This is a genomic window from Pseudomonas antarctica (assembly GCF_001647715.1).
Lineage (GTDB): Bacteria > Pseudomonadota > Gammaproteobacteria > Pseudomonadales > Pseudomonadaceae > Aquipseudomonas > Aquipseudomonas antarctica_A.
Map to the genome: position 1 here is coordinate 4,822,489 of NZ_CP015600.1, position 17,374 is coordinate 4,839,862.

13 protein-coding genes are annotated in these 17,374 nt (G+C 53.4%); 4 read left to right on the top strand and 9 right to left on the bottom strand.

Features of this window, described 5'->3' with window-relative positions; genetic code table 11:
• Positions 1-58 precede the first annotated feature (58 nt).
• From A7J50_RS21790 to A7J50_RS21820, 7 genes are all read right to left on the bottom strand, one after another.
• The gene (locus tag A7J50_RS21790) at positions 59-805 is read right to left on the bottom strand and encodes a molecular chaperone (protein ID WP_064453667.1); all 747 of its coding nucleotides are present in this window, start codon (positions 803-805) and stop codon (positions 59-61) included.
• Positions 806-877: 72 nt separating this feature from the next.
• Positions 878-1,426, bottom strand: coding sequence for a fimbrial protein (locus tag A7J50_RS21795; RefSeq protein ID WP_064453668.1), 549 nt, complete (start codon positions 1,424-1,426; stop codon positions 878-880).
• A 278-nt stretch (positions 1,427-1,704) separates the two neighbouring features.
• Positions 1,705-4,011 (bottom strand): ATP-binding protein, encoded by a 2,307-nt coding sequence (locus tag A7J50_RS21800; protein WP_237140862.1) that lies wholly within the window; start codon positions 4,009-4,011, stop codon positions 1,705-1,707.
• Positions 4,008-6,398 (bottom strand): ATP-binding protein, encoded by a 2,391-nt coding sequence (locus A7J50_RS21805; protein WP_064453669.1) that lies wholly within the window; start codon positions 6,396-6,398, stop codon positions 4,008-4,010. The genes A7J50_RS21800 and A7J50_RS21805 overlap by 4 nt, the downstream gene beginning before the upstream one ends.
• The gene (locus A7J50_RS21810; RefSeq protein WP_064454998.1) at positions 6,395-7,060 is read right to left on the bottom strand and encodes a response regulator transcription factor; all 666 of its coding nucleotides are present in this window, start codon (positions 7,058-7,060) and stop codon (positions 6,395-6,397) included. Before A7J50_RS21810 ends, A7J50_RS21805 begins: the two co-directional genes overlap by 4 nt.
• A 150-nt stretch (positions 7,061-7,210) precedes the next feature.
• A complete protein-coding gene (locus tag A7J50_RS21815) occupies positions 7,211-7,876 on the bottom strand; it encodes a response regulator transcription factor (protein ID WP_064453670.1) in 666 nt (221 codons plus the stop codon).
• A gap of 235 nt (positions 7,877-8,111) precedes the next feature.
• A complete protein-coding gene (locus A7J50_RS21820; RefSeq protein WP_064453671.1) occupies positions 8,112-9,455 on the bottom strand; it encodes an EAL domain-containing protein in 1,344 nt (447 codons plus the stop codon).
• Between the two features lie 391 nt (positions 9,456-9,846).
• Between A7J50_RS21820 and A7J50_RS21825 the strand changes: the two genes are divergently transcribed.
• From A7J50_RS21825 to A7J50_RS31460, 4 genes are all read left to right on the top strand, one after another.
• The gene (locus A7J50_RS21825) at positions 9,847-10,278 is read left to right on the top strand and encodes a hypothetical protein (RefSeq protein WP_064453672.1); all 432 of its coding nucleotides are present in this window, start codon (positions 9,847-9,849) and stop codon (positions 10,276-10,278) included.
• Between the two features lie 1,108 nt (positions 10,279-11,386).
• The gene (locus tag A7J50_RS21830; RefSeq protein ID WP_064453673.1) at positions 11,387-12,238 is read left to right on the top strand and encodes a phage antirepressor N-terminal domain-containing protein; all 852 of its coding nucleotides are present in this window, start codon (positions 11,387-11,389) and stop codon (positions 12,236-12,238) included.
• Between the two features lie 86 nt (positions 12,239-12,324).
• A complete protein-coding gene (locus A7J50_RS21835; RefSeq protein WP_082895936.1) occupies positions 12,325-13,695 on the top strand; it encodes an AAA family ATPase in 1,371 nt (456 codons plus the stop codon).
• 41 nt (positions 13,696-13,736) lie between these two features.
• Positions 13,737-14,495, top strand: coding sequence for a hypothetical protein (locus tag A7J50_RS31460; protein WP_156526301.1), 759 nt, complete (start codon positions 13,737-13,739; stop codon positions 14,493-14,495).
• Positions 14,496-14,515: 20 nt separating this feature from the next.
• On the opposite strand, the gene A7J50_RS21840 is transcribed toward A7J50_RS31460, so the two are convergent.
• Positions 14,516-15,538: a phage portal protein gene (locus tag A7J50_RS21840; protein WP_064453675.1), complete on the bottom strand. Its 1,023-nt coding sequence runs from the start codon at positions 15,536-15,538 to the stop codon at positions 14,516-14,518.
• Positions 15,538-17,295: a terminase ATPase subunit family protein gene (locus A7J50_RS21845; protein ID WP_064453676.1), complete on the bottom strand. Its 1,758-nt coding sequence runs from the start codon at positions 17,293-17,295 to the stop codon at positions 15,538-15,540. The genes A7J50_RS21840 and A7J50_RS21845 overlap by 1 nt, the downstream gene beginning before the upstream one ends.
• Positions 17,296-17,374: the final 79 nt, after the last annotated feature.

Below are 17,374 nucleotides of genomic sequence, written 5' to 3' on the forward strand. Positions count from 1 at the left end.
GCCTGGAGCTGGAAGAGGTTGGCATAATTGACTCGCGGGTAAAAACGTCAGGGATTGATCAGGGCTTGAGTGCTTTCCGAGTCGGGATCAGCGCGCCGTAATCATTGATGGCACTGAACTCCACTTGGGCATCGGCGGCAGGTCGAGTCTTGAGGGTTGGCAGCGGGAACTGCCGGGTTTCGCCCGGGGCAACCATCCCATCCTCACTGCGAGCGCGCGTAGCACCTTGCACCAGGTCCAATTCGACCATCGACACGTAGAACGCCGACGGGTTGAACGCTTGCAACGCCAGGCCCACGCCATCAGGGATCGACACCACTTGCCATTGCACCTGTTCAATCGCTTCAGTGGCGGTTCCAGGCAATCCGGTGGGGCGGTAGAACAGCTTGATACGCGAGCGGAATGCCATTTGCAGGGTGTTGAGGTCTGCGCCGGCTTCGGGCTTTGGCGGAATCTCCAACACGTTGAGCCAGAATATTGATTCTTTGTCGGGGGCAAGTGCAGCGCCCGTGAACATTACACGCAGGCTTTGGCCTTTGGCCGGGTCGATACGCGCCACCGGTGGCGAAAGCAGAAACGGCGCCTTAGAACTGGTGGGGGTGGAGGTCACACTGCCGGTGTCGATCCACGCCTGCATCAGCGCAGGTTGCGTGCCGTTGTTGTTGAGTTTTACGGTGACTTCCTTCTGGCCTGCCGGGTAGATCACCCGAGTGCCGGTGATCACCACACCTGCATTGACCTGAAAACTTGCCAGCACCATGAGGCTTGCCAGCAGTAACTGTTTGAATGGAAGTTTGTAATACATGACGTTGTCCCATCGCTGCCAGAAAACACGCCCTTTACATACCAATCAGGGCGTGTGCTCATTGCGCGCGGCTTACTGATAGTTGATAGAGTACGTCACGTTACTGATAACAGTACCTGGCGTAGTTGCTGCCTGTGCGTAGTACTGAACGGAGTACGGCAGGTCTGCACTCAGGGTGGTCGAATTGATGCTGATACGGCTGGTAGAAGCAACTTGCCCGGTATCGCCGGCTTTGATCGGATTACCATTAGAGGCGTCAACTAGTTGCAGTTGAGCCTTGGTGGCAGTGCCGCTCAAGTTCTTCAGATTGCCGCTGGCCGGGTCAACTGAAGCGCCGGCTTCAAAGAACGCAGAAGCGGTTTTCAGTGCAGCAGAGCACTTGCTCAGTTGAATGCTGAAACCGGTCTGGCCTGCCACTTGGCCGAGTGAGGCAAGCGAAGCGGTGGAGATCGTCGGCAACGTAACAGTGCTGCCCGCGGAGCCGGCAGCACCATTGACCGCAACCTGGCAGGTTTCAGCTTTCAGTTCGCCGTTAAAATTGATGGTGCCGTCCGACGCCATGGCGGCGGAGGTGGCGGTGGCTGCGACCAGTACAGCGAGGGCGCGGGCTTTGTAATCCATGAGGTAACTCCGAAAGAGCAAGGGTCTAAGTAAGTATTGGAGTTTCCTTTTGCAGGACAACCCCCTGTGCTGTTGCGGGGTTAAGTTTAAGGCGCCGACTGAGCCATCCAAATAGGACTGCTCCGAAAAAACAACTAGCCAGCGTAGATCTCCAACAATTAACTATTCGCGCCCCACGCCTAAGTATCAGTTATTGTTTTTATTGATCACGCCGACACTTCGTCAATAGGAGCACTCCTAAAAAACTTGTGCCCCCAGAGAGCAATTTGCAGCAAAACTCAAGAACTTAGTCCCACCCACTGTTCAACCAAACAACTGAGATGGCCCGCAATAACCACAGTGGCCCAGTGCCCTTCAGCCTGTAATTCAGGCTCGAGCATTTCGGCTGTGGCAGCGATATCCGCCCAACCCGCCACTAACGCAGCGTCGTGCAGGCACCGCACGGCCTGCAACGCCAGGCTGCGATCACGCAGGGCTACCGCCTCAAGCAAACTACTCAGATTCTTGCGCAACGCCTCAGGCCCTCGGGCGTTGGGTAACTGCGTGGGCTGAGCCAGGATAACTTCGCACCACAGCTCAATGGTTTGTTGCAATGGATCCTGATGAATGGGCTTGCTCAGCGCCCCATCCATTCCGGCATCAAAGCACCGTTCGAGGTGTTCATTGCCGTTAAACCGCGAGACCCCGATGATCGGGCAATATGTCCGCCGCTGTTGGCGCTCAATCTCACGAAACTCGCTGGCCAGGTTATACCCCTCGGCCTCTGGCAGATCACAATCCATCAACACCAGGTCGACCTTACGTACGCTGAAAAGGCTCAAGCCTTGGGTAATATCCGCCGCTGACAACGGCTCACAACCCAAGTCACTCAGTTGCACCGCCACTAAGTGCTGATCGATTTTCGTGCCTCCCACTACCAAGACCCGCAACCCCACAGATTCGGGAGCTGTCGATAGTACCGGCGAATCGAGCGCCTCAGCCCATTGGATGGGCAACATCACCCCGATTTCGGTCCCTTTTCCCAGTGTGCTGCTGAGCGTCAGCTCGCCCTGCATCAATTTCACCAACCGCCGACAAACCACCAGCCCCAGCCCGGTGCCGCCCTTGCGCTTGTAGGCCTGCTTGTCACGGAAATAGGGTCGGAAAAATGTAGCCTGCGCTTGCTCAGACAAACCGATGCTGCTGTCGACCACCCGAATCATCAGTTGCCGATCACTCTCAAGCACTTGAAGCTGAACCTCTACCCGGCCGACGTCAGTGACCTTGATGGCATTGAAGATCAGGTTGCGCAAAATCTGGGCCACGCGCAGCTCATCGAGTAACAAAGGGGCAATAAGTCGCTCACTCGTCACTGTCAGTTCAAGACCTTTTTCCTCGGCATACGGACGCTGGCTGTCCACGACGCGTTGGACCAACACACCGAGGTTTACGCTTTCCACGTTGAGTTTTAACTGCCCGGCCTCCATCTTGGAGATATCCAGTACATCGTCCACTAAGCGCAATAAGGTTTTGGCGCCATTATTGGCGAGGTCCGCGAAGTGGCGTTGATGTTCATCGAGTGCCGTGTGCTCCAGCAACTCGACAGCGGCCAGTACCGCATTCATGGGCGAGCGAATTTCATGGCTCATCACCGCCAGGAACATTGCCTTCTCTTGCTCGTTATGGATGGCACGTCGGCGCTGCACGCGACTTTGCCAAACCAGTGCTACGAGTATCAACACAATGCACAGCAGCAACCACAACTCACCTTCGTAATGATCGGTGATAGCCCTGATGGTCGGAATATCCAGGTTCATGTCGGCGAACCAGGCGTCGTAGATCGCCTTGCGCTCTTCCCCCGTGATGGAGGTCAGTACCTTCTCCAGAATCGACAGCAGGATCACATCATCATCCCGTACCGCCATGCTCACCCCGGTATGCTGCTGGGGCACCACACCGGAAACCTGCAGTACGCCTTGGTACTGGCGAGACAGGTATGGAATCAGCAACCATTCTGAAGCAATGGCTGCATCCGCTTTGCCGTCCTTGACCATTTCCATCATGTCTACTGCGTTTTGGGCGGAAATAATCGTGACGCCAGGCGCCTTCTCCTTCAAAAACTCCGAATAACCTTCACGGCCCAACATCACTAGCCGCTTGCCGGCGAGCTGCTCAAGATCGGAAAAAGGCTCATTGTCAAAACGGCTGACGAGAATGGTCGAACTGGTGTTGTAAGGCAGGGTATAGAGGACCCCACGATCCTCGGCAGGGTTATCGGAGCGACGCCGTGTAGGCAAGATATCGACCTCACCGCTGATCAGCATGTCTTTGCGGGCACTGCGTGTCGTAGTCGGCACAGACGTGAAATGCAACCCCGTACGCCGTGCGATCAATCCCAGGTACTTGGCCGAAAGCCCTCGCAGTTCACCACCGCTGATGTACTCAAAGGGCAACAGGTTTTCAAATACCCCCACACGTAATATCGGGTTAGCCGCAATCCAGTCGAGTTCCTGTTGCGTGAACGTCAACGTCGGCGGGTTGGCCTGTGCGCCAGCCAAACCAACGTAGCCCAGCAGGACCAGTGCCAGTAAAAGAAGCCGCATCATGGTTGCATCCGATGTGCCCGGATTACCGGTAGCGCATCGAGCGGTATATCGCCGTCCATATCATGCCATTGCTGGAGCAGTGCCCGCAGGGCTTGCGTGTAAAAAGGGTTATTCCACTCCGTCTGCGTGCGCAACAGGTTCTCCAGATGCTCCGTCGCCTGCCCCATGGCCGACCACTCCATGATCAACGCTGCACCGTGCAAACGATGAGTCACGTGCAGGGCGGACGGGAGATCACACAGCGCTATCGCCTTGATCAAGCTACTCAGGTCAGTTGCCATTTCCCGGTTGATCCCGGCCTGGTCGAGCACAGGAGCGGTCAAACTCACAGTGGGATCTGCCAGTGTGACGTTGCACCATCGCTCAATGGCCTCACGCAATTGCCCCAGACCAATAGGCTTGCTCAATGCGGCGTCCATCCCGGCTTCCAGGCAACGCTGAAGGTGCTGCTCACCGGTCAAGGCAGAGATGGCGATAATCGGGCAACGTGCGCGGTCCAACTGCTGCTCGAAGGCACGTAACCCACGGGCCAGGCTATAACCATCCTCGTCCGGTAGATCACAGTCCATCAGGATCAAGTCGTACACGGTCTGGGCGAACAGGGCGCGGGCTTGGGCGGCATTCGCGGCCACCACGGACCAGCCGCCGAAGCTGCTGATTTGCGCCCGCAGCACCTCCTGATTTGCCAAGGTGTCCTCCACCACCAGGATCTGCAATGGGCGGGAAACCCGCTGCGCTGACGTGGCTTCTACTTGTGGCAATTCAACCAATTGCGGTGCGGCCACCACGGGCAAACAGATAGTGATTGTGGTGCCTGCACCCAGCTCGCTACTGAGCGTCAACGTTCCGCTCATCAAGCTGACCAATTTCTGGCAAATCACCAATCCTAATCCGGTGCCCCCTGAGCGTTTGTATGATTGGCTGTCTTGGGCATACGCCCGGAACAGCGACGCCTGCACCTGCGCTGAAATCCCGATCCCGGTGTCACGCACTTCAATCTGCAATTGCCCGACGTGATCGCTAAGCCCCACCACCCGCACGTCGATATCGATACCGCCAACATCGGTAAACTTAATAGCATTGGAAAGCAGATTATGAAAAATCTGCGTCAGGCGGGCGCTGTCTAGCAACAACAAGGGTAACTGAGCCTGTATGTGCGGGTTCAGCTCCAGATGTTTTTCTCTGGCACGCAGACGGTGCAGACCGACGACGCCTTGCACCAACGCCGTCACATCAGTCGATTCGACAGTCAGTCGTATTGGCTTCACCGTCGACCTCGACGTTTCCAAAATATCGTCCAGTAAACCCACCAACGCGTTGGCGCCACTGTTTGCCAAATGAGCAAAATGACGTTGTTGCTGGTTTAACCGTGTGTGTCCCAGTAGCTCCAACGCTGCCAGTACTGCATTCATGGGGGAGCGTATTTCATGGTTCATGACCGCCAGGAACATCGACTTTTCCTGCTCATTGCGTAGCGCGCGGCGCCGCAACCGATGACCGCGGTAGACCAGCCCGCACAGGCCGGCCAACGTCAATGCACCAATCGTGAGGATATGCATGTAGTGGTTGACGATACTCAACAGGGACGGAGCATCTACATCCAGATCGTGATACCAGCCCTCATAGATGGCATTGCGTTGTTCAGCCGTGATGGACCCAAGGACTTTTTCAAATATGGAACGCAGCATGACCTGGTCCTCACGGACCGCCATGCTCACCTCCAGTACCTGGTGCCCGACCACACCAGAAGTCTCCAGAACGCCCTGGAACCGTCGATACAGATAGGGCATCAGAAAGGTTTCCGAGGCGACCACAGCATCGGCCCTGCCCTCCTTGACCATGGTCAGCATCTCCATGGCCGACGTGCTTCTGATCAGATGGGCCTCAGTCGCCTTTCCCCGGAAAATCGTCTCGTAGTGCTCCACATCTGGAATCATCACGATTTTGCCCTGCAGCTGTTCAAGGTCAAAAATACCGGGACTGTCGACACGCGTGACAATGATGGGCGAGGTGGTGTGATAAACTATCGCTACCAGCCCCTTGGTCGCGGGCTCGGACCTGAAGCGCAGGTAAGAGGACAGCAGATCCACCTGGCCCTCCAGCAGCATGTCCTCACGTGCGGCCAGGGGCTTTCCCGGCACATAAGTGAACTGAAGGCCCGTAGCGGCCGTCACGAACTGCAAGTACTGCATTGACCGCCCGCGCAGTACCCCGTCGCTCATGTACTCGAAGGGAATCAGGCTCTCCACCACCCCGACACGTAGCACCGGGTGCTGCGCTATCCAGTGCAACTGCTCTTCGCTCAGCTCAACAGAGCCGGCCCAGATAAGTGGCGAACCCAGCATCAACAACACAAGCAGTGCAGCCCTCCACAACCAGGCTTTCATGGCGTGCCGATGATTCTATTAAGCTTGAAGAGCTCGTTGTTCGAGGTCACACCCAATTTGCGAAACGCAGAGGTTTTCTGGGTGCTGATGGTTTTGATACTGCGACTGAATTTCTCGGCAATTTCACTCACGGTCATCCCCGCCAAGTAACAGCGAATGACTTCCTGCTCTCGACTGGTCAACTCTGCCTGGACCAACGCGTCTGGCACATCGCCCTCGGCTTGGCGAGTATCATTAGTGACCGTCTCCGCCAAGCGATAGGTCATGTCGGTACTCAGGTACACCGCCCCCGCCGCTACCTTGCGGATAGCCTTCACCAACTGCGCCATATCTTCGCCCTTGCCGACAAAACCACGCGCGCCGACGCGCATGACCAAGCTAACCGTCGCTGGGTCGTGATGCGTGGACAAGACGAGGATATGACAGAGGGGAAACTTGACCCGCAAGGCGCGAATCAGGGAAACCCCGTCCAGTTCGTCAGGGCTCAGTGAAAAGTCCAGCAAGAGTAAATCCGCAGGAGACGTGGCGAGGCCCGCAATAAGGTCTCGGCTGCGAGCATAAATGCCAACCACTTCAAAGTTCGCTTCGGCCGCCAGCGTATTGGCGAGTCCATGTCGAACAACCGCGTGATCATCCAACAAAGCAATGCGTACAGGTTTCATCGTGATCGACCCCACTCTGCGGACCGCACACAGTGCGATCAGAACACAGGAATAGCCTACCGATACAACGTTCAGCCCGTAGTTGAGTATATCCAGTGATCGGTAAATCACATCCCGCTCGTGCTTTTTTCCGAGCAGTGCGAAGTTGAATCAAATACCCTCAATGATGTGCTTGATTCTGAATAACTCATTGTTCGATACCACACCCAATTTTCGAAATGCCGCGGCTTTTTGTGAGCTGATAGTCTTGATGCTACGACTAAATTTTTCGGCGATTTCCGTGATAGTCATGCCCGCCAGGTAACAACGGATCACGTCCTGCTCACGCGCTGAAAGGCTTACAAAACGCAGAGCTTCATCCCGGTTGGTTTCTTCACCGTGATTATTCGCGGCCGTGGCTTCCGCTACCCGGTAAGCCATGTCGGGGCTCAGGTAAACCTCGCCCGACGCCACCAACCGGACAGCACTGATCAACTGATTGATGTCTTCACTCTTACCCAGAAAGCCGCGAGCGCCGACGCGCAAGGCGAGGATCACAGTCGCCGCATCGTGGTGGGTGGAAAATATCAGGAGGCGACACTTCGGGTGCTTTACCCTCAATGCACGAATCAACAAGATGCCGTCTAACTCACTCGGCCCGAGCACAAAATCCAGTAACAATACCTCCGCCGGCGCCGTCGCGAGTCCAGCCATGACATCACGGCTGCGGGCATAGACACCGACCACTTCAAAATCAGACTCCTGCTGCAATCGACTGACCAACCCATGTCGTACAATTGCATGATCATCCAGCAAAGCAATTTTTAGGCGTTTCATAAATCAAGCGGCACTCTTTATAACGAGCAAAAGGATGAGATATACCGCGCCCTCATCTTTAATAAGTTCTCATCATCTCAGACGAACCTATAAAATCAATGACATCCGTGCTATTGAACAATCGTACATAAAAACACAGGCGAACAAAAAGAGCGGCGAACAATCCAGAGAGCTAGAGGCCGTAAAAGTTAATGTGATCGCGCGAGAATAAACATCAGAAAACTCTTAAAAGTGCTCAGTGCCATGCACTATTATTTTCCCGCTGGATAACGAAATTCAAGAAAGCATCAATTTCCATCGGGCGTGCCAACGCGTAACCTTGCCCTACCCGGCAACCCAATCGATACAACAGCGGAATAGTCGATTCATCCTCGATCCCTTCCGCCACCAAATTCAAACTGAGCAAGCGTGCCCAGTTGACGATGCCGGCGATGACTTTACGTGACGACGAATGCTGCTCCACACCGCGGACGAACGACCCATCAATTTTCATCTCATCAAACGACAGGTTTGCCAGCAGGTTCAACGTAGCGGCGCCCGTGCCAAAATCATCCATCGACACTCGGAAGCCCTTGGCTCGAATAGCCGTCAACGAGGCCGATAAATAGAGTTCGTCCGGCTCGGGTACATCCTCGGTGAGTTCAATTTTAAGCAGTCGACTCGGCAGGTCAGCCTGACGCATTCGCGCCGCCAGCCGATCAGAAAAGTTGGGCGTGCAAATGGTTTTTGCCGACGCGTTCACCGCAATGGGAATCCCGATATTTTCGTGCTTTAGCGCAAGCATGACCTTGATCGTCCACATTTCCACCAGGCTGAACAGCAGCAAGTCCAGGCCCAACCGGTTGACCAAGGGCATCAATACAGAAGGCGGTATTTCCCCAAACCGTGGATGTTTCCAACGCACCAGCGCCTCGGCTCCCACAATACGTCGGCTGCGCAGTTCGAATTGCGGCTGGAACACAAAGCGCAGGCCCTCCCCCGTCGTCAGCGCATTGATCACTTCATCTTCAGCCAAAGAGTCGAAGGTATTCATTCTCAACCTGGCGTCCGGTTGCGCACGGGTCAGTACGGCCGCTCGCAAGGCGTCGCCCAGGGCCAGGGTGGCACCTTCGCGCAGGATTTCCACCGAAATGCCGGCCGTCCGTGCCAACCGGGCATGGGACTCCAAAGCACTAACCGCAACCCCGCCCATGTACTTGATCCAGAGCGGACTGCTCGGTGTTCTGCGGGCCAGCGAATGCCCCCCTTCGACAACACTGGAGGGCGCATCCAAGGCAGCCTCCCCGGTCCAAAAGATACTGGGGAAATGGGTCAGCTTGCCCACCTCATGCATCCCCCTGAGGAGGCTCGGCAACATCAGCCCGTCGCCACACTCAGGACGGAGCTCACACACAATGACGTCGACTGGATATTCGCCCAACCAGGCTTCAACGCCGCTCAAGGATTCGAGGTTGACGATTGGAGTCACCCCCATTCCACTCAAGGCAGAACCCAGCCGGTGTGCACACACAGCATCGGACGCCAACGTGATGACACGTAATGCGCTGAACTCACTGGGCACGGCGGCATTCAAGATCATGATAAAAATTTCCTGGAGACTGTTTCAGGAAAAAGCTTATCAGCGCAAAAAAAGAAGCAAATAGGACTGGGACTAAAAGTACACCCGCGCGGCTCAGGACAACTAATGCCCCCACCCAAGCGGCTGTTGGGTTTCCCACATAAAAGCGTCGTTCTAACACGCTGTCAGAAATAGGTGGGCTACCGGTAATCCGTAGAGTTTTGAACCGGGCTTTGATTTTCCTCCCTGCATCTCCTTTCTCATCAGCTGACCTACTCGCCTACATCAGCGACAGACAGTTTCCTTTCCGGGCACTTAATTGACCGCTTGGTTTTTTGAATCTTCGGGGCAACGCAGGTTGCTCATGGCGCCTCCTGATTCGCCTCAGTTAAGGCATGGAGGTGTCTACGGAATGAGGGGCGATTCACAAGCCTGCAGTTTCGTGCTCTCAGAACAGGCGAAGCAAAAACTGAACACGCTGGCGAAGCAGAACAAAAGCAGCATAACCAATTTTCTTGAGAGCCTGCTCTCTGATGAATACGAGCAGGCCGCCCAACAGAAAACCGTTGCTAAGAATGCCGCCAAAAGGGCCGCAGAAAAGGAGCAGCAACTAAAAAAGAGGCTGGACTCCCTATACCTAGCACTCCAGAAGTGCGCCACGGAACTCACGCAGCGCGTCGTCATGATGGAAGCCGTAGACCTCTCAATCGCCAGCCTCTCAGAGGAGCAGAAGAGCCAAAGCGAAGCGCTTTACGCAAAAACACTAAAAAAGCTTACAGGCAAAAGTCCAACGACATTTCTCAATGAGCAACTCTCTCGCAGCACGGAAAGAGCGCCGAACTAGCCGAGCCCTTCAGGGGCAGCGACGCCAATGCCCACCAGCGCAGCTCGGATCCCGATTTGAACACAAGCGCCAGCGTAGATTGCCAAGAAAGAAAAGCGCCCTATCGCGAACTACCTGACGACAGGGACACCTTTCCAAAATCCGAATGGGGGGAACAAAAACCGTAGAATGCAAAAAGGCCCCATTTATGGGGCCTTTAGGTATCAATATGGCGGTGAAGGAGAGATTCGAAAGTACCCGCACCCTCAATCTCGCAGCCGAGGCCCCGGAATACAAGGGCTCCAGCGGTGCCAGTTGTGCAAAAGCATTCCCACGCCATTCCCATGGGCCTCAGCATGCATCTCTGTACGCGTGCGCATCACACGTATAGGGGCCTGACGTCCGGGGTCTGGAGGGGGGCAAAAAAAAGAGTAACATAAGTAATCTTGACCGTTTTTCACTCTCAAACCTTTGAAAATAGAGGGTTTTACATTCCAAGCAAAAGGTAATCTTTAAGTAATATTGAAGTAATCTGATTACTCTTTATAAATGTAATTCTCTGATTTTATAAAATCCTTTAAAATCAATAGGTTGTTAAAAAATTACCTTTTCAATTACTTCTCTGTTACTCCTTTTTGTAATCTCAAAACCTACGGAATACGTGGCCTCCAGACCGTTTCTGTGGAGAGATTACTGAAGTTACTCTTTTTGAGACTCCCCCCCCTCCCCCCTCAACAGCAGAGCCTTTAGACGCCTTCAACGAAATACCCCCTCGGTGCAGGGTTCCGCAGGCTTTTGACCACCGACAACGCCGAGCAGCCCCCCAGCCAGTGCCGCGTTGGGCTGTCCGCAGGGCCGCAGAAAAAACGACCCATTTAGCCCGCAGGCGAGGTGGGGGGACGACGGCGCGCGCCAGGGCGAGGCTAACCTGATCGGCCCAAAATCGCACCAAAACGGTGCAAATATATCCACCTAGCTGTTTCGTGTAATCGCGGCCGCACCACCGCCGATGCTGGTCGTAACTATGGGTTGGATATAAAGGTAGGGCTTGGTAGGTGGGAAGGCGTTGTGAATGGCCGATGGACGCCGCTACTATCGGGCATCCTCGATATCGGCAGGGAGTCTCCCCATGCAAACAGCACAGCAACTGATGCCCGTCCCGTTCTATGAGGACACCGTTGTCTTGGTCGGAAAAGACTCTGAGCCGCTTGTGGCGATGAAACCAATCGTCGTCAACATGGGGCTGGACTGGAAGAGCCAACACGCAAAAGTTACGGAGAGGTTCAGTTCAGTTATGGTGGAAATCACCACAACTGGAGGTGATGGCAAACAATACGCGATGACCTGCCTTCCCCTTCGCAAGCTCCCGGCTTGGCTGTACTCAATCAGCCCAAACAAGGTGAAACATGAGCTGCGGGAAAAGATCATCCGCTACCAGGAGGAATGCGACGACGTGCTATGGGAACACTGGAGCAAGGGAGAGCACTCAAGGATCAATCCGTTCTCAGGAGCAGGGACCAACGTTAGTCAACAAATCGCCCTATCGAACCATCGCGTCAAGCTGCTCACAGACCTACAACGAACGCGGGACAGAGGAAGCCGTGCGGCTATTCACGAGCAAATCGCTCATGTATCACAAGCGCTTTGCCTGAGCGTGCCAGAGATCGATAGTATTGGGGTGGCCGACTTGCCCGTCCCAGACGTTCTGGCTGAGTTTTGGGGAGCGCTAGAAGAATTAGATGCGAAAGGCTTAAAATACAATCACTCTAAGAACCCGAGCGTCCTCGCGCTGAATCTGGTCAGCCTAGCTCGTATTTTCCTCGAGCAAGACATACGCATAATATTCAATCGTGATTTGAGAGACGCGTTGAAACGAAGTCGACAGCCTTTGTATATGACATTAAAAACTGTAGACAGCGCCATTGAAGCTGGCGCTAAGAAATGCTGGATATTTAGTACGCCCACACAAATGATTAACTAGGTAACACTTTCACCAGACAAATAATATGCGGCACATGTTGAATACTAAAAATACCAATCCAACTTCTTACATGAAGGGAATTAAAAATGATTAATGGATATTCAGAAGAAGAGTTTGGAAAGGAGGTTCACAGGCATGTACGACCATCCGAGCCTATCGATACGATACAATTACTAAAGGGGCGACAGGAAGAACTTGACGAAATCAGACGGGCATTATTTGCAAAAGGTCGACATATTTTTATTTATGGCGACCGAGGCATTGGAAAATCTTCTCTTGCGCAAACAGCTGCCTATCAATATCAATCAGCAGATGCCTCTATAATTCAAATCGGCTGTACTAAAACCAGCACCTTCCTAGAGATAATGGAAAGTATTGCTAGAAATCTGATTGATTCATTGGATTCTGTCGAGATACAAACCAAGGCAAGCTTAAACCTTAAAATAGTAAACCTAGAGACTACTTACAAAACATCAAGCAAGCCAGAAACACCAAAAGTATCCAACATGGATCAGGCTCTTGACGTAATCTCAGATGTACGTGAAATACACTCTGACAAACCTATCATTGTCATTGATGAATTTGATGCTATAGCTATTCAAGAGGAACGATTCAAATTTGCCGAATTCTTAAAAAAGATGGGCGATTCGGGTATTTATGTCCCGATAATTTTCAGCGGCATAGCAACCTCACTAGATGACCTTTTAGGGGGGCACTTGTCTAGTATCAGGCAGCTAAAGCCAATACAGCTTAGCCCGATTTCGTGGGACTCAAGGTGGGATATACTAGTAGAGGCACTAGAAGCATTCGATATAGATTTCGACGAAGAAATAAAATATCGTGTCGCTGGAATAAGTGACGGATTCCCCTATTACGTACACCTTATTACCGAGCACTTATTATGGGCTGTCTATGACGACCCAGAAACCAACTGCAAAGCATCCTCACGTCATTACATGACCGCCTTAGAAAACGCAGTCAAAGACATTCAAGAACACATAAGAAAGCCTTACGACAAGGCAACTCTAAGGCATAGTCAAGACTTTCATCATATTATTTGGGCTGCTGCAGAATCCGACAACTTACATAGAAACATCGATTCGATGTATTCGTCTTACGAGAGGATACTAAGAGATCTAAGTAAGAAAGAGCATTCTGAAAAGTTATCTCCAATTGATCGAAAAAAATTCTCACAACGTCTTAGTACGCTCACGAAAGAGAGCCATGGATCTGTTCTCAGAAAGATGAATGAGAATAGAAATGGCTGGTATCAGTTCTCCGAAAACATGCTTAGAGGTTTTGTGCGGCTACTTGCCGAAACACACGGAGTTCAGCTATGGCTGCAAGAAGCAAAGGCGCCGAAACAGCTAATCCATCCAAGGCCACAACCTATGGGCGGGTCTAGTCGTTATCAATCACTCGTACCACACGGCGTTGGATTAAAGGACGACAAATAACTAAAGCTCAACCATAAAAACCATTAACAACAGGTTAAAAAATGTCAACACTTGCCGCGCTGCTTTCCACATTAGGCGATTTCTTTAAAATCGCTCCAGGCTTGATATTACTACCTTTTTCCGTGTATTTTTTCTGGAAAAAAATCAGCCATAAAGCGGCTGTTAGTTTTTCTTTAAGTTTCAACCGAGTTTCAGCACCACAATTATCAAACATAGTAATATCCAACCTAAAAGATAAGCCGCTCGTTATATGGGCGATTCATGCAACAATAAACAAAGAGCACTGGATCACCATTCAAAAATTCAAAACCCCAATAATACTTAAAGGGCTTGAAATAACCAGTATAGAGCCTCCTCCAGTATCAGAATACAGTATAAAAACCGACTCAATCAGCAATCCATTTGGAACTGGTAAGAACGTCAGCATCTATATAACCACTACCGACAAAACCTTTAAGTGCTCGCAGATGTACTACCCGGAATATCAAGCAAAAAAGAAATTCTCAGAACTGACTTATGTAACATCTATAATAAATAAATTTAAAGGCACCACATATAACAGCAATGCCAAATTTGCAGTAATTTATGAATTTAACGGATCAGAAACAATTGCATTACTTGAGCACGACGGAATCATGACTCACGGATGGCCTTTCAGTCCCAACAGGCTTCACGAACATCAAATAGAAGATGCTGAGACTGTGAAGAAGACTCTAGAAGGAACTGATATAGCCAAAATAATTAAAATAATTTCTGTACAGGATCTGAAAACCGACGCATCAAGTGCCAATTTTTTCTAGATTATTGGGGAGGGCTAACATTAAACATCTCCACCAATTTCGTAGGGCTTGAAGCGGATTACGTTCTCCCCGATCCAGTCATTCAGTTGCTGCATACGTGTCTGAATCGGCTCTATCTCATTCGCCGCATAGATCTGGGCCGCTTCCCTGATCGACCCAAAGCCCCCGGCGTTCTGCGGAACGATCCCCATCAATTGCGGCGGAATGCGCAAGCTGGCCAGCACATCGTCACGGGTCTGGTTTTTGATCGAGTTGAATTCATCCTTGGCCGCGACCTCACTGACCGGGATCAGCTGGATTCCGTCCTTCTTGCCGGTGGGTGAATACACGAACAAGTTGCGAAAATTGCCTGGCCCCTTCGAATCCTTGAGCGCCTTGCGCAAAGCGTCGATATCGGTTTCCGTCTGCGCCGCATCTGTCATATACAGAATGAAGCCGGCGTGACTACCGTTCTCGTAGTACTTGCGGCGGAACAACGTGGCCGACTCGTTGAGCAAGGCCGACTGCAAGGCACTGATCCACTCCGGCAAGCCATAAATCTCCTGGTGCAGATCCGCTTCTCGTAGGTGAAAAATGCTGCCCTGGTCAAACTGGTGCTCTTCCTTCCAGCCTTGCACCTGGTAATAACGCCCTTCCGGGCCGGCGCGCATGTACTTTGCCAGAGGCGGTACCAGTTGCCGGGTGCCTCCGAGCACCGAGCGCCGTGCTTCAAGGTACCCATTGCCCAGGCACAGCCAGTCCAAGGCGAACTGTTCAAATGCTGCCCGCGACAGCATCGGATGTGGAATAAACGTCTTGCTTAACAGGTTGCGCTTGAACATCAGGCCCGAATGCAGATGGACGCTAGACCCGACGGAACGGGCCAGTCCATCCAGCGACAACGGCGGCTCGTACCACCGTCCGTTGTACCAACATTGCAGATAATCGAAGACCTCCCGACTACCCAGCACGGGTGTCGGCTCGCCAAAGCTGAACACTTGCATGCCCTGCCCCGGCGCTGCTGTGGTTGGCACCAGGCCAGAGTTTGCGTGTTGTTCGGTCATCAAAAAATCTCCATCCGCCCTGTATTGGAGGCGGTCTGCCCCTCAAGCGGTTCGTTGTGCAATGCGTGAAAGAGCGCCCAGGCCAGGTCGGCATGGCCGGTGTTGTCGTTGCGCCCTGCGGTATAGGTGTACTGGCGCCCGCCAGCGGTGACGGTCTTGCGGATCGCCATCAGCGACTGCGCCATGTCGGTCCAGCCGGCGTCGAACTCCAGCCGGCCGTTGTGGATCACGTCATAGGCCTTGAGCACCAAGCGGGTTTTGACTTCGGGCGAATAGCTGAAGGTGGTCACCGCCGGGAAGAACTGGCGCACCAGCTGCGCCACGCCGCTACCCAAGCCGGTGACATCTATGCCGATGTAGGTCACCCAGTAGCGGTCGCAAACGCTTTTGATGAATGCCGCCTGGGCCGCGAAGTCCATGCCCCGAAACTGATGCCGCTCCAGCACACGGAATTTGCCACCCGGTACCAGAGGAGGCGCGACCACCACCAGGCCGGAACAATCGCCGGTTTCGGCTGGGTCGTAGCCAATCCAGACCTGGCGGTCGCCGAACGGACGCATGGCGAACGGTTTGTAGTCCTCAGCCCATTCAACCCAGCTGTCGACCATGCAGCTCTGCAACAACGCCAGGGGGAAAATGCTGGCCCCATCGTCTACAAATTCGCACATCAGCAGGTTGGCGAACGCCTCGGGGCTGTACTCCCGGCGCAGTTCCTCAATGTCGAACAGGTCACAGCCGCCGTGTTCAGCGTCCAGGATGGTGACGATCTGCCGCCACAAGCGGTCCTCGCAGAACCGCCCCTGCTGGAGCGCCCCGTGGGAAACGTCGACCTTGGTGTGTTGGGCGGCTGGCTTGCCCTTGTTGAAGCGTTCGCTGGTCCAGAAGGTATAGGCCTCATGGGCCATGCTGGACGGCGTTGAGAAGTAGGTTTTGCGCCACTTCTTGTGCATCGCCATACCCGAGGCGACCTTGTTCAGTTCCTCAAACTTGAACGTCCAGAAGAATTCGTCGAAGTAGAAATTGCCGTGGTAGCCCTGGGCAGTACGGGCGTTGGTCCCGAGAAAAAATAGCTCGGCGCCGTTGGGTAATACGATGGGATCGCCCGTCAGCTCGACACCGATGACCTCGCGCGCAAACGCCTGGATGTACCCGCGAAACAGATAGGCTTGGTTTTTCGACGCAGACAGGAAGATCTGATTGCGCCCGGTCTCCAGCGCATCAAGAAACGCCTCGCGAGCAAAGTAGTAGGTCGCGCCGATCTGCCGGCTTTTGAGGATGACGCGGGTCCGTTGATTGCCGGCCCGGTACCAGTCTTTCTGATAGTCGAAGCAACCGTCGATAAACGCTTCGCGCAGCAGCTCGATCTGCTCTTCGCTGATATCGTTTTTCGGGGTCTTTTTCTTGGGGCCTTCGTTGCGTTTAGCGAGGTTCGGATTGAGTTCGGTTTCGGTACCGCCACTCTGAAAGCGCTGGATTCTGGCCTGGCGCTCCAACTGACGGTGCAGCAGATCAATTTCCTTGAAGTCACCGCCGCTCTTACTCTCCTTTAGGATCAGCTGCACCAGCCGCGCTTCCAGCGCCCCACCGATACGCTCGACGTTGTCAGCCCGGTCCCATTCGTCGCGGGCCTTCCAGCTGTGTAGCGTTTTTTCCTTCTCGCCCGTAGCCTCTGCAATCTCACAGATGCGCCAGCCCATCCAATACAGAAACTTGGATTGGCGCCGGGGATCGATAGGGAGCAGTTCAGTCGTAGTCATGGCCGCGATGCTGCCGCCCGCGCCTGCGAGTCAGTAGCACCGCCCCTTGTAGCTGCCCTCCTTACAAACCCGTCCCGTT

Bases quoted from the DNA above. Each gene is read 5' to 3' on its own strand.
- A7J50_RS21790 (WP_064453667.1), bottom strand. From the start codon at position 805: ATGTATTACAAACTTCCATTCAAACAGTTACTGCTGGCAAGCCTCATG.
- A7J50_RS31460 (WP_156526301.1), top strand. From the start codon at position 13,737: ATGTCAACACTTGCCGCGCTGCTTTCCACATTAGGCGATTTCTTTAAA.
- A7J50_RS21845 (WP_064453676.1), bottom strand. From the start codon at position 17,295: ATGACTACGACTGAACTGCTCCCTATCGATCCCCGGCGCCAATCCAAG.
- A7J50_RS21830 (WP_064453673.1), top strand. From the start codon at position 11,387: ATGCAAACAGCACAGCAACTGATGCCCGTCCCGTTCTATGAGGACACC.
- A7J50_RS21835 (WP_082895936.1), top strand. From the start codon at position 12,325: ATGATTAATGGATATTCAGAAGAAGAGTTTGGAAAGGAGGTTCACAGG.
- A7J50_RS21795 (WP_064453668.1), bottom strand. From the start codon at position 1,426: ATGGATTACAAAGCCCGCGCCCTCGCTGTACTGGTCGCAGCCACCGCC.
- A7J50_RS21810 (WP_064454998.1), bottom strand. From the start codon at position 7,060: ATGAAACCTGTACGCATTGCTTTGTTGGATGATCACGCGGTTGTTCGA.
- A7J50_RS21825 (WP_064453672.1), top strand. From the start codon at position 9,847: ATGAGGGGCGATTCACAAGCCTGCAGTTTCGTGCTCTCAGAACAGGCG.
- A7J50_RS21805 (WP_064453669.1), bottom strand. From the start codon at position 6,398: ATGAAAGCCTGGTTGTGGAGGGCTGCACTGCTTGTGTTGTTGATGCTG.
- A7J50_RS21840 (WP_064453675.1), bottom strand. From the start codon at position 15,538: ATGACCGAACAACACGCAAACTCTGGCCTGGTGCCAACCACAGCAGCG.
- A7J50_RS21800 (WP_237140862.1), bottom strand. From the start codon at position 4,011: ATGATGCGGCTTCTTTTACTGGCACTGGTCCTGCTGGGCTACGTTGGT.
- A7J50_RS21815 (WP_064453670.1), bottom strand. From the start codon at position 7,876: ATGAAACGCCTAAAAATTGCTTTGCTGGATGATCATGCAATTGTACGA.
- A7J50_RS21820 (WP_064453671.1), bottom strand. From the start codon at position 9,455: ATGATCTTGAATGCCGCCGTGCCCAGTGAGTTCAGCGCATTACGTGTC.